18 protein-coding genes and 7 pseudogenes are annotated in these 18,478 nt (G+C 59.4%); 7 read left to right on the top strand and 18 right to left on the bottom strand.

From position 1 onward, the window contains the following. Positions 1 to 24: 24 nt before the first annotated feature. From IVA78_RS24960 to IVA78_RS24925, 8 genes and pseudogenes are all read right to left on the bottom strand, one after another. Positions 25 to 294, bottom strand: a complete 270-nt coding sequence (locus IVA78_RS24960; RefSeq protein ID WP_247278001.1) for a DUF6129 family protein — start codon at positions 292 to 294, stop codon at positions 25 to 27. Between the two features lie 31 nt (positions 295 to 325). Next, positions 326 to 679 (bottom strand): DUF3024 domain-containing protein, encoded by a 354-nt coding sequence (locus IVA78_RS24955; RefSeq protein ID WP_247278002.1) that lies wholly within the window; start codon positions 677 to 679, stop codon positions 326 to 328. A 15-nt stretch (positions 680 to 694) separates the two neighbouring features. Further along, on the bottom strand, positions 695 to 934 hold the full coding sequence (locus tag IVA78_RS24950) for a nitrogen fixation protein NifZ (RefSeq protein WP_247278003.1): 240 nt from the start codon (positions 932 to 934) through the stop codon (positions 695 to 697). Continuing rightward, complete coding sequence (locus IVA78_RS24945) at positions 931 to 1,245, bottom strand: nitrogen fixation protein NifZ (RefSeq protein WP_247278004.1); 315 nt, start codon at positions 1,243 to 1,245, stop codon at positions 931 to 933. The genes IVA78_RS24950 and IVA78_RS24945 overlap by 4 nt, the downstream gene beginning before the upstream one ends. Before the next feature lie 198 nt (positions 1,246 to 1,443). Beyond that, positions 1,444 to 2,255, bottom strand: a pseudogene (locus IVA78_RS24940) (hypothetical protein); the annotation flags it as partial. 379 nt (positions 2,256 to 2,634) lie between these two features. Next, complete coding sequence (locus IVA78_RS24935; RefSeq protein ID WP_247278005.1) at positions 2,635 to 2,919, bottom strand: SIR2 family protein; 285 nt, start codon at positions 2,917 to 2,919, stop codon at positions 2,635 to 2,637. A 508-nt stretch (positions 2,920 to 3,427) separates the two neighbouring features. After that, a pseudogene (gene nifT / locus IVA78_RS24930) lies at positions 3,428 to 3,591 on the bottom strand (putative nitrogen fixation protein NifT); the annotation flags it as partial. 24 nt (positions 3,592 to 3,615) lie between these two features. Beyond that, positions 3,616 to 4,806: pseudogene (locus IVA78_RS24925) on the bottom strand (aminotransferase class V-fold PLP-dependent enzyme). Between the two features lie 55 nt (positions 4,807 to 4,861). On the opposite strand from IVA78_RS24925, the pseudogene groEL reads away from it, so the two are divergent. Continuing rightward, positions 4,862 to 5,257, top strand: a pseudogene (gene groEL, locus IVA78_RS24920) (chaperonin GroEL); the annotation flags it as partial. Positions 5,258 to 6,152: 895 nt separating this feature from the next. Here the strand turns inward: groEL and IVA78_RS24915 are convergent. From IVA78_RS24915 to IVA78_RS24905, 3 genes and pseudogenes are all read right to left on the bottom strand, one after another. Further along, positions 6,153 to 6,733: pseudogene (locus tag IVA78_RS24915) on the bottom strand (transposase); the annotation flags it as partial. A gap of 747 nt (positions 6,734 to 7,480) precedes the next feature. Continuing rightward, positions 7,481 to 7,723: pseudogene (locus tag IVA78_RS24910) on the bottom strand (hypothetical protein); the annotation flags it as partial. Positions 7,724 to 7,749: 26 nt separating this feature from the next. Beyond that, the gene (locus tag IVA78_RS24905; protein ID WP_247278006.1) at positions 7,750 to 7,950 is read right to left on the bottom strand and encodes a hypothetical protein; all 201 of its coding nucleotides are present in this window, start codon (positions 7,948 to 7,950) and stop codon (positions 7,750 to 7,752) included. Between the two features lie 206 nt (positions 7,951 to 8,156). Between IVA78_RS24905 and IVA78_RS24900 the strand changes: the two genes are divergently transcribed. Both IVA78_RS24900 and IVA78_RS24895 read left to right on the top strand, forming a co-directional pair. Next, complete coding sequence (locus tag IVA78_RS24900; RefSeq protein WP_247278007.1) at positions 8,157 to 8,333, top strand: hypothetical protein; 177 nt, start codon at positions 8,157 to 8,159, stop codon at positions 8,331 to 8,333. Positions 8,334 to 9,390: 1,057 nt separating this feature from the next. Continuing rightward, positions 9,391 to 10,145 (top strand): annotated as a pseudogene (locus tag IVA78_RS24895) (aldehyde dehydrogenase family protein); the annotation flags it as partial. 122 nt (positions 10,146 to 10,267) lie between these two features. Here IVA78_RS24895 and IVA78_RS34645 read toward each other — a convergent pair. Next, positions 10,268 to 10,642, bottom strand: coding sequence for a hypothetical protein (locus IVA78_RS34645; RefSeq protein ID WP_247419272.1), 375 nt, complete (start codon positions 10,640 to 10,642; stop codon positions 10,268 to 10,270). On the opposite strand from IVA78_RS34645, the gene IVA78_RS24885 reads away from it, so the two are divergent. Beyond that, on the top strand, positions 10,580 to 10,711 hold the full coding sequence (locus IVA78_RS24885) for an MFS transporter (RefSeq protein ID WP_247334029.1): 132 nt from the start codon (positions 10,580 to 10,582) through the stop codon (positions 10,709 to 10,711). The two genes, IVA78_RS34645 and IVA78_RS24885, sit on opposite strands and share 63 nt — an antisense overlap. Positions 10,712 to 11,131: 420 nt before the next feature. Here the strand turns inward: IVA78_RS24885 and ald are convergent, their stop codons facing one another. Continuing rightward, on the bottom strand, positions 11,132 to 12,244 hold the full coding sequence (ald, locus tag IVA78_RS24880; protein WP_247278008.1) for an alanine dehydrogenase: 1,113 nt from the start codon (positions 12,242 to 12,244) through the stop codon (positions 11,132 to 11,134). Between the two features lie 491 nt (positions 12,245 to 12,735). On the opposite strand from ald, the gene IVA78_RS24875 reads away from it, so the two are divergent. The 3 genes from IVA78_RS24875 to IVA78_RS34635 all read left to right on the top strand — a co-directional run bounded on the left by IVA78_RS24875 (position 12,736) and on the right by IVA78_RS34635 (position 13,955). Beyond that, positions 12,736 to 13,263, top strand: a complete 528-nt coding sequence (locus IVA78_RS24875; RefSeq protein ID WP_346015608.1) for a LuxR C-terminal-related transcriptional regulator — start codon at positions 12,736 to 12,738, stop codon at positions 13,261 to 13,263. Positions 13,264 to 13,438: 175 nt separating this feature from the next. Beyond that, the gene (locus tag IVA78_RS34640; protein WP_346015449.1) at positions 13,439 to 13,675 is read left to right on the top strand and encodes an acyl-homoserine-lactone synthase; all 237 of its coding nucleotides are present in this window, start codon (positions 13,439 to 13,441) and stop codon (positions 13,673 to 13,675) included. Continuing rightward, entirely contained in the window at positions 13,575 to 13,955 is a 381-nt protein-coding gene (locus tag IVA78_RS34635; RefSeq protein WP_346015450.1) for an acyl-homoserine-lactone synthase, read from the top strand. The genes IVA78_RS34640 and IVA78_RS34635 overlap by 101 nt, the downstream gene beginning before the upstream one ends. Positions 13,956 to 14,085: 130 nt before the next feature. On the opposite strand, the gene IVA78_RS24865 is transcribed toward IVA78_RS34635, so the two are convergent. The 5 genes from IVA78_RS24865 to trbL are packed head-to-tail and all read right to left on the bottom strand — an operon-like array spanning position 14,086 to position 18,476. Then, positions 14,086 to 14,328, bottom strand: a complete 243-nt coding sequence (locus tag IVA78_RS24865; protein WP_247278009.1) for a DUF2274 domain-containing protein — start codon at positions 14,326 to 14,328, stop codon at positions 14,086 to 14,088. 5 nt (positions 14,329 to 14,333) lie between these two features. Then, the gene (locus tag IVA78_RS24860; protein ID WP_247450197.1) at positions 14,334 to 15,539 is read right to left on the bottom strand and encodes a TrbI/VirB10 family protein; all 1,206 of its coding nucleotides are present in this window, start codon (positions 15,537 to 15,539) and stop codon (positions 14,334 to 14,336) included. Beyond that, positions 15,536 to 16,510 carry a P-type conjugative transfer protein TrbG gene (gene trbG, locus IVA78_RS24855; RefSeq protein ID WP_247278011.1) on the bottom strand — a complete coding sequence of 325 codons (975 nt, stop codon included), beginning with the start codon at positions 16,508 to 16,510 and terminating at the stop codon, positions 15,536 to 15,538. Before trbG ends, IVA78_RS24860 begins: the two co-directional genes overlap by 4 nt. A gap of 1 nt (position 16,511) precedes the next feature. After that, positions 16,512 to 17,192: a conjugal transfer protein TrbF gene (trbF, locus tag IVA78_RS24850; RefSeq protein WP_247278012.1), complete on the bottom strand. Its 681-nt coding sequence runs from the start codon at positions 17,190 to 17,192 to the stop codon at positions 16,512 to 16,514. A gap of 51 nt (positions 17,193 to 17,243) precedes the next feature. After that, entirely contained in the window at positions 17,244 to 18,476 is a 1,233-nt protein-coding gene (gene trbL, locus IVA78_RS24845; RefSeq protein ID WP_247278013.1) for a P-type conjugative transfer protein TrbL, read from the bottom strand. Between the last annotated feature and the right edge of the window lie 2 nt (positions 18,477 to 18,478).

The following is an 18,478-nucleotide window of genomic DNA, read 5'->3' as shown; positions in this document are numbered from 1 at the left end:
GATTCTCTGCGGGTCCAGTGCCGATCACCGCCCAACATGCCTTCTAGCCAGCACTAATCCAGTCGCTCGCGCCTGGTCGGCCGTGATCTGCATGCAGTGGTCAGATCCATCGATGAGATGCAGGTCAAACTGCGGAAGACGTCGGAATGGCTGCTGCGACAGATCCGACGCATCACATCGAACCAAGGTGAGCTGCGGAAAGCGGCGCCTTAGGTCAGCAACGACGCTAGTGTCTGTGTCAGCTGTCGCAAGCAGGCGTTCGATTTCGATCAATTGTTCTGTGGCGAGCGCCATTGTGATTCCTTATGACTGTTGCCAATGAGCATCACTGCCAGAACAGCCGCTCGGGATCCGTGTTCAATTCGTCGATAGCCGACGCAAGCCGGTGGAAAATGCTGTAAAATTTCCAGCTTCCTCGCGCATGATTCTTGAAGAACAGTTTCCAGATCCCGCTCACGGCATCGTAATGAAATAGCGCGACATCGATCTGACCGCCATCGTTGTCGATATTGCGCGAGCAGCAGGGACTCTCAATGAGATAGCCAGCCTTTACCGGCGTTACACTCGGCAAGACATAGCGATAGTGCTTGCGCGAGATCAAAGCACGTTCGATCCGCTTGCGATCTAGCTCGTTCGGATGCGCGATCAGCCCGACCGGTACCTCTCTCGACACTCTCATTGCGAGAACATCCCCTCAAAGGACTGTGATCTCTTCTTCAAGACAACCAACGACCAGCCGCTCACCAAAATCTACAAGATAAATCGGCACGCTCGCTTCGGTATGCATTGCGACCCGGACGATCTCGCCGATAGCACCGGCGCCGACCAGGATCCCATCAGGCGGCGAGGTAGCAACTGACTCGTCATTGATGAGATTGACTGCGGTTTTCACGCGCTGGCCCGATCGATATTTTGGAACGCGCGGCTCTGTCATGACACAGCCACTTCCGGCAATGGCAGATCATCTACGGCCTCGTCGACCGGATCGAGCTCTTTGCGCCCCATGCCGACGCGGTAGCCACTTTCAAGAAATTCGATACCGTAGATATAGAATTTCTGCAGGAACGTGCCGATGGAAACGACATAACCCACGTCGCCCTTCTTGACCAGAATGTCGCCGATCTCCTTGCCGCGAAGGGTGCTGTCATTGCGGATGGTACTGCTGGCCCGCACCCTTTCGCCGAAGCTGAACGCGGGCGGCCCGCTTAGCTGGACCACATCACTGTCGCGAACGATCATGTTCATGCACCGCCCCCTCGCGAACCTGCAGGGAGCACGGAGACGCGAGCAGAGGTGCTCTTCTGCAGCATATTGTCCTCGTCTGCGATGAGACATGCCGATTCGTCATCCGCGAGGCGAATCGCCACTTCGTAGCGGGCATGCCGTTCAGGTTCGCGGTTCAGAGAGGTTACCGAATGAGGTGAAAGCCGCTGCGCGAGCTCGGCCCGAGCCTTTGGTTGCGACCGCGGCCAGAAGCTTGACCGGCGTCGCCGCGCTTGACGTGCCGGATCCGCTAACTCTCCCTGCCTGGTCGTGATCCTCGCCGCAGGTTCATCCTCAATCTTGGCCTGATAAGCCTTGCGCGTCTCGAAGTCATATTGAACGTCCATGGCCATGACCTTCTCTATGGTGAACTCGCTGCTGCGATCATCTCCGAGCAGGCCGACGGCGTCAGCGCGGCGATGGCGGCAATGCCGCATCATCTTTATCTGACCTTCACAAGCATCCTGCAGGGCCGCCAATTCCTGCGCTGGTCGGGCCTCGCTGGCCTTTGAGCCCGAATGCTGTGCCGTGCTCGGGCGCGGAGATCAGTGGCACGAGAAGTCGTTCTCGGATTGGCCAAGGCATCGCCGGGGCCGGCGATACCGAGCACAGTCAGCTGTGGAATTCTGGTGGCGACCGCGAGCAGCTTTCTCGCCGCCTGCTCAGGAGTGAGCTTCTCACTACCAACACCCGGACGCGATTCATTGGCGCAGTCGTACTTACGATTGCAGTAGTTGCATTGAATATTGCAAGCCCGCGCTACTGCGACATGGATGCGAGCGTAATGATGATGAGCTTCTTCTCTAGCAGGGATGAGTCCTAATTTTGTTCCAGATTTCGGACGGCAGATCGCCTGGGCCAGCCTGTGACCCATAGCTCCGTTTGCCATTCTTCGAAGAGCTCCGGGAACCCTTATAATCGGCGATGACCCGCATCCCGCCGCTATCCTCAGCATCTTTGACATGTTTTCCGCGTCCGGCAACAGCGTTCATGTTCAATTCTCTACCAAGTGTGGCCATGGCGACCAGCCTGTGGCCACAGAACGAGAGTTAGCAACTCGCGTGCCATCTCGGACGGCGATGCCATTCCCGCCCTGTGAATGAGTTAGCTAGCCGTGATCCGCACAGTTGTGCACGCGTCAGCGACAGTTCACACGTCGCAAATGCGACAGGCGTCGCAATTGTGACGGAGATGGCCGCTGGGTTCTCATTGAGCTCGCGTGAATTCTCCCAACCCGCACCCGTCGTTTGCGATGCGACCTCTTCCTACTAGCGGACCGCGGCGAGCAGCCCACTTCGCGCCGCTACTTGGCGCTCAACATCTCTATCGCGTGCGGGAGTCATATCGCGATCGGTGTCAGATGTTGCTCGATCAGAAAGTAGAGTTCGTTGCGCGAGAGTGCTTGCGGATCGACCATGCGTAATGGACGTCAGCCGAGCGTTTGGTGATCTGCCGCGCATAAATAGCAAAAAGCCGATCATTGAAGAGACAGCCGAAGAAGAGGAAGCTCCGTCCGTTCCGCCTTTCCTTGATGAGGTTGGGAACTGGTGTCTGGATGCCGATTGCAGTCAGAACCTCAATATAATCAGCGTCAGTAATCAGAAAGCTCTTGACCGGCAGCACGCTCCGTGCGGCTTGCGCAGCACAGTAGGCCAATGGGTCGCCGAGGCATGATCAACCTTTTGGCTCGCCGGATCGTAAATTGGATACCAGCAATCGACGTGGATGCCGGAGCGCGCGATACTTTGCACCTCACCCCATCCGTCGACCGAGTGCCGTCCGCATCGGGCCGTCGTACCAAGAGTCGACTATCACCGGCAGTAAGGATGCTAGATGATGATGCAGTGGTGTCGACTCCACCGGCGGGCGAACGCCTGGACCATCAAAGCCGTCACGGTGGAGCGATGTATGTCGCTCTCGACATTCTGCGCCGGCGCCCAGACATTGCCTTTGGCCTGGCGCGGTAGCGCAACTTTGCTGGAGAAGGCAGAAGGCCTCCTGTGTCATTGGCATATGTGGTCCGATCAACTCGGCGAGGCCAAGTCCGAGATACGGAACAATGCTAGGCTCTCATCCTCACCGCAAGATCGGTAAGAATCACCTTCGCGTCGGCTGCGTTGACAAACTCAATTCGCGGGAGCGCCTTCATCAGTCCGCCCGTCCTCCCCCGCGTCCTGGCATTTATTGTGATCGGCAGCGGCGTGTCGCTCGCCATCTCGGGCAGATCGTCATCCAGCCATTGGCCATTCTGATCCAACCGCGCGAGAGCGTTTCATACTCGGATTCCACGATCGGCTCTTCGAGAGCTTTCTTGCGAACGGCCCGCATCAAGAGAGCGGGGACTCAAGAGTTTCATGAGGTCAATTTTCTGGACCGCGATGTATACTTGCGTGGTTTAGCATGCTCCCGCGAGTTGGCGCGCAGCTGAGCCACAATGTTTGACAGTACGGAGACGACCTGGTCGACCTCTTCGAGGGTTGTCTCACGCGACAGGGGCAAGCGCACCGCGCCGTGCAGGCTCTTCTCCGGCAAGCCCATGGCGTGCAGGACATGCGACGGCTCGATTGAGCAGGATCCGCAGGCTGATCCGAGCGAAGCGGCAATGCCCGCACGATTGAGATGGTGGAGAATTGCGTCGCTTTCGAGATGGTCAAAAGCGATGTTTGTCCTACTTGGTTGCCGGTTGCTGATATCGCCAAGCGCCATGCAGTCGGAGGTGGCTAAAATCCCCTGCTGGAGGCGGTAGCGCAATGCACCAATGCGAAAGCGCTCCGGCTCGAGCCGAGCCGCCGCAAGCTCTGCGGCTTTTCAAGACCCGACGACCATGCCGGGATATCCTCGGCTCCGCAGCGGCGCCGCCGTTCCTGTGTGCCGCCCGAGATCAGCGGCCTGAATTTTTGTGCCTTGCGCAAATCGAGCGCGCCGATCCCCTTAGGACCGTGCAATTTGAGCCCGGACAGCGACAGCATGTCGATGGCACTGTCCTTCAGGTTGATGGGCAGCTGCCTACGGCTTACACCGCATCCGTATGAAACAGCGCGCCCGCCTCTCGCGTCACCCGGCTAGAAACTCCACCGGAAAAATCGTGCCGGGTCTCGTTGTTGGCCTACATAACAGACGCGATCGCAGTACGCGGTCCGAGCGCGCATCGAAACGCCCGGATGTCGAGCCGGCCGTATGAATGTAGAGGGATCACGTGCGTCTTAACGGTCGTTGTCGCCAAATTGCTCGACCAGCGCAAGGATGGCGGAATGCTCGACGGAGGTGACGACTTCGTCGCGGCGCTCCTGCGTCGCGAGCGCAGAAAGGAATTTGGTGTTATTGGCCTCGCTCTCGCCGGATGTGAAGACTATTTCGTGATCATGCGCGCTCCCTAACAATCCTTGCACGCTGCGACGCGCCTGCTTCACGGCTCCGCATCCTCTCGGCCAAAGGCATGGGCGGAGGAGGCATTGCCGAACTGTTCGGAGAAGAACGGCAACATGGCTTGTAGGATGGACGGATTGTCCGTGTCGTCGCGTTGTTGTCGAGATAGATCAGCACTTAATCCTCCCTCAATTCGAGCGCCTTGGTTGCGCCGCCACCCGGATCAAGCGAAGGCGGCGAGGCGATCTCAGAAGATCTCGGCGTCAAGCTGGAGAACGTCACGCTCAACATGCTCGGTCGCACGAAGAAGTTGATGATCGACAAGGAGAACACCACCATCGTCAACGGCGCCGGCAGAAGGCCGACGTCGAGGCGCGCGTGGCCCAGATCAAGGCTCAGATCGAGGAGACCACCTCGGACTACGACCTTGAGAAGCTTCAGGAGCGTCTCGCCAAGCTCGGCGGCGTCGCGGTGATCCGCGTTGGCGGCGCGACCGAAGTCGAAGGAGCGCAAGGATCGCGTTGATGACGCGATGCATGCGACCCGCGCGGCTATCGAGCAGGGCATCGTCCTGGGCAGCGGCGTCGCCCTGCTCTGTGCCTCCGAGCAGCCCAAGGGCCTGCGCACTGTTCCAAAAGCATCAGGATCACACCGCTCAGCGGCGCCTTCAAGTCATTCCGGCAGAAAAAAAGCAGAAGAGCTCTTCGCGAGGCACATCAAGCTGGCCAAGGTGGCAAGTCGGCAGTCGAAAAAACTTATGGTCATTGGCGTCAGAGGCGATACGAGGCCTTAAATTGCTTAAGCTCTATAAGAAGACGAAGGCGAATAGGCTGGAACATAGGAGTATAAGTCCCGCGGCGGTCACCCCCAGGAGGCGGCCGGAAACAAAATCATGCTCGCGCATGAGCGCCCCTAGTTGCGGCCTGAATTGCAACCGGGCCCCTTTCCTGCGCCCGCGCGGTCAGTTCTTATCCTGATTGCGCACATAATTCCGGCTGTTGCGCCTCGAAAATGCATTTTTTGAGCACCGCACAAGGCTACTCGGCCGTGTTACTGCACGAATGATCGCTATTGCTTTCGGCTCAGCAAACGGCACCTGAAGAGCGGCGCGACATCCTGCCCGCGATGCGTGTCGTTTGGCCCGGATGTGAGGGGTTCAGTAGTTTTTGGTCATGCGTGGGTCTCTGATTTTCATTGTGGTTTTTGCAATCATCTTGGCGGCGCGCGGGCAGCAGCAAGAACGCTTCGTGTTGCGCCCGACCGCGGCCATGCCGCCGGTCAACGTTCCTTGAGAGCAAGCGCGCGGAACGTGTCGGCGACATGATGATCATTTGGGGGACTTATCTGGTCAATCAGATCCGACGGGCCATCGGCCGGCGGAGATCGTGAGAGTCCAGGTTGGTCTTGCGGCGGCCTCGTTAGCCAGCAGTTACTCTGCGCTTGCGCGGAGGCAGCTCAGCCAGTCTTTCGTGCCGAGTTGGCGCAGTGGCACTTAACTCGCGCAGCACAAGCCAAGCTCATGGAGCTGATCGGAGAGAGACCTTTTGCTTCGGCGCGCCTCGGCCGAGCCCTGTCCGGACTGGCAAGACCCTGGGTGATGCTGTTTCGCACAGCAGCTTGCCGTCTGTCAGGAAGGTGACGGCTTTGGGCTGCACCGTGGTATCCACCGTGACCCGCTTGAGATCGCGCCTGCGCAGTGCTCCGGCGTAGTGCGCCACCCTCTGGCTCTCGGCCAGCAGAAGCTCGAGCTTGCACCAAAGCGCATGCGCCAATGGCTGAGATCCGAGCGCTCATGCGGAAACTCATGCTGGAAAAACGCCTCGCCGGTGAAGTGCTGGAATACGGATCATGGACCCAGCGATCGCACGCGACTTCGTCGGAGAGGTCATAAATGTGCTTGAGCAGCAGCAGCCCAACCACGAAGCGGGTCTCGATCCCAGGGCGGCCCCTTGTCGCTGTACAGCGGTGCAATCTGCGCATCGATCCAATCCCAGTCGACCTTGCCGGCGAGCTGCACCAGCTCGTGCTTCATGTTGATGATCTGGTCGAGCCTGGCACGAAATAGATCGCCTTCTTCGGTCGCTTTCGGCTTCTTCGGTCGCATCGGCTCCTCCGATGCGGCCATCGAATCCGGCTTTCGCGATTCGACGGAATCTCAAACTGCAAGTTGCAGGCTTCCGATGCTCAAACCTATCAAAGCCTGCAATCCGAAACGCGCCAACGTCCGGAAAACCGATTCCTGATCAGCACCTTAGGCGTTGTTCACGGACGACGGTCTAAGAGGGATGCTTCAAGAACGAGGCGGGAGCGAATTGACGTGAGTCAATGCGAACCAAGCGTGTCGGCCATCGATCGCTTTATGCCGAGCGGCATCAGCGCTCAGATACTGTTGCCGGAGAGGCGGCGAGGCTCCCAGGCACTCCGTCCCACTTGGCCGCGCCTGCGCCGTGGCTCCAGCCAACGGCTCACGCGCCGAAACTCGAGGTCCATACATGAATGGCGCACTGCCATCCCGGGATCTTGGATCTGATCGAAGCAACAGCACCTTTCCCTGATATGTGCTGAGATATCAGCACTTCTCGTTCCAGCTCTCCAAATAAAAAGCTCGAACTCCACAACGGCATCGAAAATTCTCCTTCGGCAACCTGATCGTCGGGCGCGGCCTTAATCGCCTAGATAGTCGGTCTAAGAATGCGGTGCGCACGTTCGGCTCTTCGAGGACCGGCGCGGCCCCGGTCGTTCAGGCTGGCGCCGACGTAGTTCGACAGAATGGGATCGTGCCGGCACTGGCGATGGCAGCTCAGGAGCTCTCCTGTCCTCTGGCCTGGACTTAGGGCGTGCTAGGGCCCGGCTCCATCAGTTCGAGCACCGCTCGTCCCTTGTCCGTGATGCGCCACCCTCCATTCACACGCTCGACGAGTCGCTGCGAAAAAAGGTCGAGCTCGGGCACGCGGGCGCCCATTCTCTTGGTGCGCGCCGCCCAATCGGGACCGCTCGTGGCCAAAATGGCCATGTCTCGCTTGAGGTCCGGCATCGATGCGAACCCGTCCGGGTAGCTCACAAGGATCTTCAGCACCGTGACTTGGAAGTTCACATTAGCACTATCACTGTTGTCCGCACCTACCGCCACATTGTTGGCGCAGAGCGAAGAGCTTCCATGCCGACCTGCCTAAGGCGGTCCGCCGTGATCTCACCTCTGTTGGCGGCGTCCAAGATCTTGGAAGCGACATGGGCCCGAGTGCCGGTTTCGTTGCGAGGCAGACCCTCGCACACCTCCTCAAGAACAGCACGCAAAAGCGCAGTGGTCGTTGCGTCCAACACTTGGCGACTCAGCAAGGCGCAAAGAATGGTAGCACGAGGAAGTACACTGAAACTTTCGAATGAACTACTAGCTGATTCCAAGACTATGAACTTCACCACAGTTGCCGTTGTTTGTTGATTACCTGAAACGTCGCGGCCGTGTCCTCCTCATGGCGCATAGTTGTGATGCTCCTGCTCCGCCACGCCAGTGCCGAGGAACCACCTCCGTGATGGAATCCAGCCCCGGAGAGGCTCTTTTTGACGATTTTCATCGCGATGGCTTTGTCCTCGCCGCGTTACATGAACTCTTTCTCGTGGCGGCGCATCTTCAGCATCAATATCGCGCGCTGAGGCTAATTGAGCTCGCACACCCGATGCTCAACTGCGCGCACGGCCATTCGTAACTTGCCTTGAACTCCTTAATTCTCGTTGAAGCCAAGGTTTCGTTGGGCCGAGACCACGTTCTGGAAGCGTGTGCATAGAGATTGATGACAGACCGCAGGGAGGTCGCCTCCTTCATGGGGTCATCGTCGCGCAAATCGGTCACGAATCCCTCAATACGACTGGATGCTGCGAGCTGGCGCTAATGATTGTCGGCATGTTTCTTGATCGATTCTTCACTGGGCTTGCGCTCGAATTCGGTTGCAATTTGCCCGGATTCCAAGAAGGTTTATGACAACGATACGACATGACCTTTGAATTCGTTGCTGGCATTCGACTCACGTTGCGCCACGCTCCCGTAGAGCGTGCGACAGTGCAGATTGCGCCTGTGACAATGACTCCTGAAATCCCCGTCAGTGCCAGCTGTTCGAGTAGCCCAACGTGGAATCCGCGACGCGGTGATGATGTCCAACGATTTCTGATCGCGACTTTGCTCATTTTGCCCGTCAAATGACTTGTCCGGACGCGCCCGATGCTGGTTCGCACTGTCGCGCAGCTATCCTGCTAAATCGCCGAGCTCAACGTTTCTCTGCCGCTCGTTGACGAGCGCTGACTAATTTAGATTGATCCTGAAACCGAGCTATCGAGGGTACGGACGCGTACACCGAGCGAGTGTTCGATGGCCTCAATGAACAGCACGCAAGCGAATATTCTCGCGAGAAACGCTTCACGATAGCAGTTGCTGCGAACTTGACGAAATCTGCGCACAAAAACTGCAAGATATGGCTGCGAACGCCTCCAATCCTCCCAGGTAAATGAGTATCCGATCTCCGCTTGCACGATCTGACGACGTTTCGTGCAAGATTGGAGTTCCCAGTGAGTTCATTTACTTGCCGAGCTCCTATTCAGTGCCCTTCGGGGCGTTTCCTCCCTGACTCGGCCGCGCGGTATCTCGCGCGGCCTTTTTTCACGCTCGACGAAGATCTGATTGCTCGGATTTGAAAACCTCCAGGAGCAACGCGACGACCCCGACCGCCGCCGCACAACCCACCGCAAGGCTCGTCCATCCTGCGCTAGCGTCTGAAGGACCCGTCACTTCTGCCGGAGGCCTGCTACATTGATCGCGCCTGAGTCGGCTCACCTTGCCTTTGGTAAAAACAATCTGGCGATCGGCACCTCCGAGCAGGGCAAGCCGCTCTCCAAGGCCCCAGGCGAAGTCGATATCGGTGGCGCCTATGTCGAGTTCTACACCGAAGAGGCGCGCCGCATCTATGGCGAAACGATTCCCTCGCCGCGCCCGGATGCAAGGCTGCTTGCGATCAAGCCACCGATTGGCGTCTGCGGCACCATCACGCCGTGGAACTTGGCCAATTCGATGATCACCCGCAAAGTATGGTTGGCGCCCGCCGCAGGCTGCACGGTGGTGCTGAAGCCAACCAGCATGACGCCGCTCTCGGCGCTTGCGCCCGCGTCCCTCGCTGAGAAGGCCGGCGTGCCCAAAGGTGTCTTCAACGTCATCACCGGAGATCCGCGACCGATCGGCGAAGTTTTGTGCGAGCACGCGGGCGTGCGCTTTGTCGGCTTCGGCGGCTCGAGGGAAGTCGGCAAGATCCTCTACCGTCGGCCTGAAGAAGCTCGGTCTCGAGCTGGGCGGTAAGGCGCCTTACGTGGTGTTCGACGACCCGATATCGATGCCGCCATCGAAGGCGCCATCGTCTCCAAATACCGCAACATGGGCTAGACCTGCGTCTGCGCCAACCGCCTCTAGGCACAGGCAGGCATCTATAAGGATTCGTGCAGAAGCTCTCAAGGTCGCGGCGATAAAGATCCGCGAGGCTGCGGTTCGTGCCTGCACACTGTCCATGAGCGGCGCGATCGCGACGGTTGTGCTCAGTTTCATAATTCGCTCTTGACAGCCGCAGCTCTGGTTTTGGCGGGCGCCGTATGGACGTGGACGCTATTCGACATTGGCGTGCAGCTCTACGCCCCGCGCTGGGTTGCGGGCCAATCCGTTGCGGCTTGGTAGGTTGCGTTCTCTGGGGGCCTCGCAGTTGGCAGTTTGGGCTGAGGGCGCCTCACCGATGCCATCGCTTTCGACATCACGCTGCTCGTCTCTGCCGGACTGATGCTGCTCTTGCCGCTGCTTGGGCGCTGGCTGCGCATGCCGGCCATCACCGAGCGCGGGATGACGCCGACATTCTTGCGATCCTAAGGTGCGGCTCACGCTGACCACCGGAACGGCCCACTGGTAATTGAGCTCGACTATCGCGTGGCCTCGGAAAATGAGCGAGCCTTCCACAACCTCATGCAGGATGTGCAGCTCTACCGGCAACGCAACGGCGCCTATGGTTGGTCAATTGCGCGTGATATCGCCGCCCCCGAGCTGTGGACCGAGTGCTAGACTGGCCGACATGACTCGATATTTGCGCCAACGCAACCGCTGGACCAGTCGGAGCGCGCATTAGGCGAGAATGCCATGGCTTTTCATATCGGGCCTGAGCCCCTGCGTATCCGTCGTATGCTGGAGCGTCCGCTTGGGTCGGTACGTTGGAAAAATAATGTGTTCGACCGCGCCGCGAGTGAGCTCTAGCTGCTGGTTGAGCGCGCGGCGCAGGCACTAGCTGTCGTCCGTTCCATCGCACCCGCATTCAAAGACCTCGGGCACGTTGACGCCCTTGCGCTTGGCTAAGCCTTCGTCGTCAATCAAGTTGGGTAGAGGACTTCCATCTCCGAGCTGTCGCTCATACTCGGCACACAAAAAGGGCCACTCTGATGAGCGGCCCAAGTCTGCGACGAAACGTCCCGTAGGGGACCTCTAGGATCAGGCCGCGGCCTGTTCGATCGGCGAGAAGGGAAGACCAAGGCTCTCGGCGACAGCCTTATAGGTTAGCCGGCCCCGATAGACATTCAGGCCTGCGCGCAGATGCGGATTTTCGAGCACAGCTGCAAATCCTTTACTGGCGAGAGCCAAACCAAAAGGCAGCGTAGCGTTGTTGAGTGCCTGGCTTGAGGTGAGCGGCACAGCTCCCGGCATGTTTGCGACACAATAGTGGATAACGCCATCCACCTCATAGGTTGGATCGGCATGTGTCGTGGCCCGCGATGTCTCGAAACATCCGCCCTGATCGATCGCTACGTCCACGATCACGGAGCCTTTGCGCATCGAACTCAACATACCGCGGCTGACCAGTTTCGGCGCGCTCGCGCCAGGAACGAGGACGGCACCAATGACAACATCCGCCGCAAATACCTCTTCTTCAACGGCGTCAATCGTCGAGAATCTGGTACGTACTCGCCCTTCGAACAGCTCATCCAGTTCGCGAAGCCTGGGAATCGAACGGTCGAGGATCGTGACCTCAGCACCCAAGCCTGCCGCCATCCGTGCAGCGTGAGTGCCGACAACGCCCCCGCCGATCACCACAATGCGAGCGGGTGGCACGCCCGGTACCCCGCCAATCAGCAGTCCCCGTCCGCCCGCGTACCGCTTCAGCGCCGCACCCGCGGCTTCAATCGCAAGTCTTCCCGCAACCTCGCTCATAGGGGCAAGCAGTGGAAGGCCACCGTGCGCGTCGGTCACAGTTTCATAGGCAATTGCGGTGCAGCCAGACTTCATGAGGCCCTTCGCCTGGTCCGGATCCGGAGCCAAATGCAGATAAGTGAAGAGGATCTGGTTTTCTCGAAGCTGCGTCCATTCGGAGGGCTGTGGCTCTTTGACTTTCACGATCATTTCGCTCGACGCGAATACCTCGCGAGCAGAGGTCGCAATCGTCGCGCCAGCCTTGCGGTAGTTATCATCTGTCGCGCCAATCCCGGCGCCGGCGTTGCTCTCGACCAATACGCTGTGGCCAGCTGCAACGTATTCGCGGACGGCCCCAGGCGTCAGGCCGACGCGGTATTCGTGCGTCTTAATTTCCTTGAGAATACCGACCTTCATTTGCAATCTCCTTGGTGAGCAGTTCGTTGTAATCGGAAGAGCGGTACAAACCTGCGAGGCGAGAAGCCAAATAACGCAGTAATCCGGCGATCTGCCCCGCCTGCTTGCAGGATTTCGAACAGACGACCGAAGACCGCCGAGTTGGCAGGGATGCTACCACAGGGTGGCAAGACCTGATGCGGCCCCGGCGCCAAACCGGGCACTCGTGATCAGGATTGATCTACGCCGGACTGGATCGACTTCTTCGTTGTTTGCCTCATTCGCAACGATGCTCGATTCACTAAGACGAGTAGCGCTTGCGAGGGTGACCCGCGGGTTCATCAAAGATGGATCGGGTTTTTCAAAGGTTTGCTGAACGATTGACCGAAAGCACGCATCAAGACGCAGCTCAGCAGAGCATGGCTGAGCTCGCCGCTGCGCTCAAGCTGTCGTGCTTCGCATATCTAGCTCTTCCCGTGAGCCGGGCAGTGCTCCCAACGTGATCTCGACATATCCCCTCCTGGACCGCCATCTATCTGCAGCGTGGCTACGAATCCGTCGATCCGGGGTGCGTCGGGCAATGCGCCAGCCTAAGCCCTTCCGATGGGGGCTTGGATTTGAAGCGCGAAATCGGTCGGAGTCCGAACGCGCTTTGTTCGAAGAAGCCGAAACATTTGGGATTTGCTGCAGGTTTACATTCTATCCACGATGACAAGGGCGCAATCGCCGCGCTGAGCTTTGCAAGTGACGAGCGTCGAACTGGTTTCGAGCGCGCGCTTGTCGAGCACGCCCAGAGCCTGCGATTAATCGCAACGTTTTTACATGAGCATGCAAAACGCTTCTGGACGATTGATCGCATGATCGGCGGCGTGGTGCTGTCTCCTCGCGAGTACCAGTGTCTCGAATGGTCCGCGCGCGGTAAATCGGCTGGGGAGATCGGGATCATTCTCGGCATCGCAGAGCCAACCGCGGGATTTCACCTGGACAACGCCCGTGCAAAGCTGGTGTCAGCTCGCTTCGTCAAGCGATCGTGCGGTTGACCGACACAAAATCTCGAAAATGAAACACCGGCCTTCCATAAACACCTGTGGAACTGCACAGGATGCGCTTGCCTAGGCCTTCTGCTTAGTTGCCGAAACGAAGCAGGGAGGCAAAAATGATGCAGCTCATCACGCCGGAGTACATGGAAGTCGACAAGTTTGACGTCCTTGAGCGGTGGATCTACTGAACCGCTCGGGAGCCGGACGTATTCAAGGTTGCGTCCGGCTTTTGCCTTCGACCGGTCCAACCATGCTGGGGGACATCTTCCCGATCCTGCTGGACGCCAGCCGGCGCCACGAAGCGATCGGATCTGGGGAGCAGCCGATTCGCGCTCGATGTTCCCGCGGATGCGCCGAAGGCGAGCGGCGGACTTGCTGCTGCCAGTTACGAGCTGTTTGCGGGCATGATTGAATTCGGCCTTTCCATTGAATTGATCGAAATAGTCGCTGTGACCGACGCCCGCATGGAGCGCATTCTTCGCCGGGCCGGATGGCCCCTTGGCAGGGTGGGAAAACTCGGGGAATTCGTCCACGATCTCGCCGAGATGCACCGGCTGCGCTACCGCGTTTTCAAGCAACGCCTGGATTGGACCGTCGAGGTCAGCGGCAACACCTATGTCGGACTTGAGCACGAGGCTTATTCCTGTCTTCATGCTGATCAGCCTTTTGATGATGCCGTGACTGACGAGTAACATCAGGAATTCCTGCAGGGCCGGGTCTCATTGCCGGCGTGCCGATAGGCAGAAAACTCGAATCGGCTCGCACCCGCGCCATTGCGCAGCTCTCGGTAGACAAGGTCCGCCAAATTCGCCTCTCCGAGCGCTATTCCTCGCCTTCGATCGGTCGCTGACGCGCGCGGCGCGCTTTCCGGAAGCTCCTGTCGGCCGCCATGAACCGGGCCAGCATGGGCGCGATAAGCTTGGCCGGATCTCCGATCGGCTGAGCGGTCTCCTGTACAAGGATCTGGGCATATGCCACGAGATCCCTGTGCACGCTCGCGGGCAGTTCATGCGTAATCTTGATCGGCTTGTCGTCTTCGATTGCTCCGAGCTTAAGCTTTGCCATCGTCCTCAACCTCTATACGGTTCGAGCATCAGGTCACGGTTGACGATCACCCGCACCGGAAATCCCGGACGGATCGTCAAAGTCGGCTGTATGTTGAGATTGCGGCGGACAACCTGCTGGCCCGTTTGATTGATCGAATCCCCAGCTCCACGGCGGAGGGCGGCAATGAGATCGTTGTTGGTATTGCCGTTATCCGCCCCGGAATTCACCTCCGTGCCGACGGAAAGCAGCGTCGAAAGAGCGGCCGCCCCCAACAGTTCCTTCCAATGATTGTCGACCTCGTCCTCAAGACCAGAGAAGCCTGCCGCATCTGCACCGGGCTGCCGTTCCAGAACAATCGACCTCCCATTCGGCATGATTAGGCGCGTCCAGACCAGGAGCACGCGCGACTGCCCAAATGCGACCTGGCTATCGTAGCTCCCGATCAGCCTTGCTCCCTGGGGGATAAGGCGAGCTCGCCCGGTAGGAGAATCGTACACCGATTCTGTGACTTGCGCCGTGATCTGGCCAGGCAGGTCGGCGCGGATTCCTGTGATGAGAGCGGCCGGAATGACCGTTCCGGCCTGAACGACAAAAGGCGAAGCCGGCCTCACAAGGCGATCGGAGCTTGTCGTCCGACGATCGACCGTTGCACTGACGAACGCAAGCTTTCGGTCTTGGCCATTCTGAGCAAATGCTTCGTCCGATGATGGCACGCCGCTCGAACGGGCTTCGCTCGATGAAGTGGCGGGGGCTTGTGGCCGGACATTGGTGCTGGCAAATACCTTGCTGGTCCGTGCCGCCTCGCTCTCCTGATTGACACGCTGCTGTTCGGCATCAATACCGAGCGAGCTGGATGTCGAAGATCCCTGTGCAGCGACGATCGGCCGACCGAGATCACCGGGCAAAGGCGGCCCCAGGCGCGGCACGTCCTTCGGGATCTCGGTGTAATCCTTCGGTAAGGTCGCGAGCTGATCGGCGACGTTATGGTGGTCAGTCGCGTAAAGCTCCTCGGGTGCTGAAGTACCTGACCGTTTCTCGTGCAGCGCCCAGAGCACCGCGCCAGTGATCAGCGCGAGCACAAGGGCGCTGCCGCCGATAAGGACTTTCCGCGAGAGGCGCGCAACTTTTGGCCGATCCGGCCGGATCCGCAGGATTTCGGCAATCTCTTCCGGCGGCTTGCCCCGAGGCGCTTCCTTTGGTGTATCGATCGCCTGGTCCGTATCGTTCAAAGCGACCTCCCGTCGGTTCGCACGATCCTGACCTTCTGCTGGTGCTCCTCGCCCAGCCTCAGTTCCGCGGCCGCGAACAGCCGGTCAACAATCAGCACATTTCCGTAAGCGCGGTAGTTGACGATCTCGGTTTTGCCGTCGGGCCCGATCACGAAGAGCGGCGGCATCTCGCCCTGACTGACGCCGGGGGAGAATTCAATGTAGGTTTTTCGGCCGTCATCATAAGCGTTGACGGGACGCCAAGGCGGGCTGTCGCCCTCGATGGCGTAGCGGTAGCGGCGCGCCGGCAGGTCCGGAATAAAGGGTGCCGGCGGTAAAGCTCGAGCTCGCCCGCCAGGATCCGGCGGATAGAACCAGGCGACCGAGGGCATATAGGGCTTTTCGTTGGCGCGAAGCTCGATCAGGTAAGTACGGCGATCAGTATTGACGACGAGGTTGGTCTCGATCGAGGGACGGGTGGGCTTGACCATGATGTGAACGCGGCGGGCGACGCCGCTGCCACTCTCGGTGTCGCCCACCACCCAGCGGACGGTATCGCCTGCGGCGAGCGGTCCTGAGCCGATCAGCTGCTCACCGGGCTCGAGTGCAATGTCCGTAATTTGCCCCGGCGCGGCATAGATCTGGTAGAGCGCGCCCGGACTATAGGAAAACACTTGCACCGCATTGTAGTAGCCGGCTTTGCGAGGCTGCACGCGTGCAGCGTCATTTGCGGTTTCGATGCGCTCGACAGGCTCCTCGGCCTCCGCGCTCTTGCCGCCTCGTGCAGCCTTCCAGGTCGGTGGCACATGTAGCGGTCGCGGGCGATCATCGGCAAGCGCCGGCAAGTCCGGTGCCGGCGGGAGCTCGTTGTCGTAGCTGATTTGCGGCGGCCTGAAGGTCGTGCAGCCGCCGAGCGTCGAGACACAGACCAGAAGAGCCAGAGGCAAGCACGGCCGCGCTTTTCGTGACACAAAAACAAGACCTGACGGCATGTTAGCCGAGCTCCTTTGACCAGTTGATAGCGTTGACGTAGATGCCAAGGGGATTTTTGCGTAGGCGATCCAGATCGCGAGGCATTTCCACGACGATGGTAAGGATGGCAGTCCACCGTTCCGTTGCGGCAAGTTGGCCGTTATCGTAGCGGCGCTCGATCCAGGCGAGGCGAAAGCTCTCAGGCGAGGCTCGGATGACGCTCGAGACCTCGATCGCGATTTGAGACTTTCCGAGCTTGGCGAAGGGGTCGTTGTTGCGGGCATAGTCGTTGAGCGCGGCGGCGCCGCGATCGGTCGTGAAGTCGTAGGCACGCAGCCAGTTCTCGCGGAGGACAATCGCGTCCATCGGCAAGCCGCGGACGTGCTCGATGAAGCGCGCCAGGTGAAACGCTATTTGAGGGTCCGTCGGCTGGTAGGCAGCATTTGCAGGGGCAAGTGCTTTCGCTTCACCCAATTGATCGACCTCAACCACCCAGGGCGTGATCGTGCCATGGGCTGATTGCCAGACCAGAGCTCCAGCAAAGCCCGCGGAGAGGAACAGGCAGCCGAATGCCATGAGCCGCCAGTTCTTGGCCTGGACTCGTGCTGCACCAATGCGGTCATCCCAGACTTGAGCTGCGCGTTGATAGGGCGTGACCGGCTCCGGCGTGCGGCCATAGTGAACGGCCGATCGTTTGAACATTTGTCTGACCTCAAAGCATGGTTGGAAATGGATTTTGGAGAGACAGCGAACTCAGCGATTGTCTTGTGAGAGGTCCACCGATGCGCCGCTCCCGCCGTGATCGCCTGACCGAACCGCGTGCGTGGCCGCTGATGCTCCCTGTTGGATGGTCTGCGCACGCTTCATACGCCGAACCCAGGCTGGCGGACTGTCGGGGGCGGCCGAGGAGCCCCCCTCCTCCTGACCGACATGACCAGTCGCTCGCCCAAGGCCGGCTGCGAGCGAACGCAAGGGACTTGCCGCGCCTGGCGCGCTCGCCTCGACGCCGGAGCTTCCCGCCCGCAACATGTTCGTCGCGCCACTTGCAATCGCGCTTCCACCGCGCAGCGAGCCCGCAATCGCGCCGGCGGCAAGACCTGCAGCGCCGGCGGCAGCGCCAGCTCCTGCCGCGATCACCCCACCGGCAGCGAGGCCCGTGCCGACGGCGGTGCCTGCGCCAAGCTGCGGACCTCCGGAGACGATGCCATTGGCGATACCGGGGCCGAAGATGCCAAGGCCCAAGAGGGCGAGCGCGCCCAGGACAAGTGCCATCGCATTCTCGATGGTCGGCTGGTTGCCGCCAAAGCCGCTCGTGAACTGCGAGAACAAGGTCGACCCGATGCCCACGATGACGGCAAGGACCAGAACCTTGACCCCCGATGAGATGACATTGCCCAGCACCCGTTCAGCCGCAAAAGCGGTCTTGCCGAACAGGCCGAAGGGGATCAGGACGAACCCGGCAAGTGTCGTCAGCTTGAATTCGATGAGGGTCACGAACAGCTGGATCGCCAGGATAAAGAACGCGAGCAGCACCACGATCCAAGCAAACAGCAGGACCACGATTTGCACGAAATTCTCAAAGAAGCTGACATAGCCCATCAGCCCAGAGATGGAGTCCAGGATTGGCCGGCCTGCATCAAGGCCTACCTGCGCAATGCGGCCCGGCCTTAGGAAATCTGCTGACGAAAGGCTTGTCCCTGAGGCTTTCAGACCTAACCCCGCAAAACTTTCGAAGACGATCCGGGCGAGGTTATTCCAATTGCCAATCAGGTAAGCAAAGACGCCGACAAACAAGGTTTTCTTGACCAGCCGGGCGATGATGTCCTCGTCCGTTCCGAATGACCAGAACAGGCCAGCCAGGGTGATGTCGATTGCAGCCAGCGTTGTGGCGACATATCCGACTTCGCCCCCGACGAGACCGAATCCGGAATCGATGTAGCGGGTGAAAGCTTCCAGAAACTGGTCGATGACGCCCGTGCCGCCCATGG

The sequence above is a fragment of the Bradyrhizobium sp. 137 genome (genome assembly GCF_023074095.1).
In the GTDB taxonomy this organism is placed as follows: domain Bacteria; phylum Pseudomonadota; class Alphaproteobacteria; order Rhizobiales; family Xanthobacteraceae; genus Bradyrhizobium.
The sequence above is the reverse complement of the archived record's forward strand: the minus strand, read 5'-3'. Positions and strand labels throughout refer to the sequence as shown.

Excerpts from the sequence above, each read along its gene's own strand:
- IVA78_RS24960 (WP_247278001.1), bottom strand. The coding sequence starts at position 294 with ATGGCGCTCGCCACAGAACAATTGATCGAAATCGAACGCCTGCTTGCG.
- IVA78_RS24955 (WP_247278002.1), bottom strand. The coding sequence starts at position 679 with ATGAGAGTGTCGAGAGAGGTACCGGTCGGGCTGATCGCGCATCCGAAC.
- IVA78_RS24950 (WP_247278003.1), bottom strand. The coding sequence starts at position 934 with ATGACAGAGCCGCGCGTTCCAAAATATCGATCGGGCCAGCGCGTGAAA.
- IVA78_RS24945 (WP_247278004.1), bottom strand. The coding sequence starts at position 1,245 with ATGAACATGATCGTTCGCGACAGTGATGTGGTCCAGCTAAGCGGGCCG.
- ald (WP_247278008.1), bottom strand. The coding sequence starts at position 12,244 with ATGAAGGTCGGTATTCTCAAGGAAATTAAGACGCACGAATACCGCGTC.
- IVA78_RS24865 (WP_247278009.1), bottom strand. The coding sequence starts at position 14,328 with ATGGCAAAGCTTAAGCTCGGAGCAATCGAAGACGACAAGCCGATCAAG.
- trbG (WP_247278011.1), bottom strand. The coding sequence starts at position 16,510 with ATGCCGTCAGGTCTTGTTTTTGTGTCACGAAAAGCGCGGCCGTGCTTG.
- trbF (WP_247278012.1), bottom strand. The coding sequence starts at position 17,192 with ATGTTCAAACGATCGGCCGTTCACTATGGCCGCACGCCGGAGCCGGTC.
- trbL (WP_247278013.1), bottom strand. The coding sequence starts at position 18,476 with ATGGGCGGCACGGGCGTCATCGACCAGTTTCTGGAAGCTTTCACCCGC.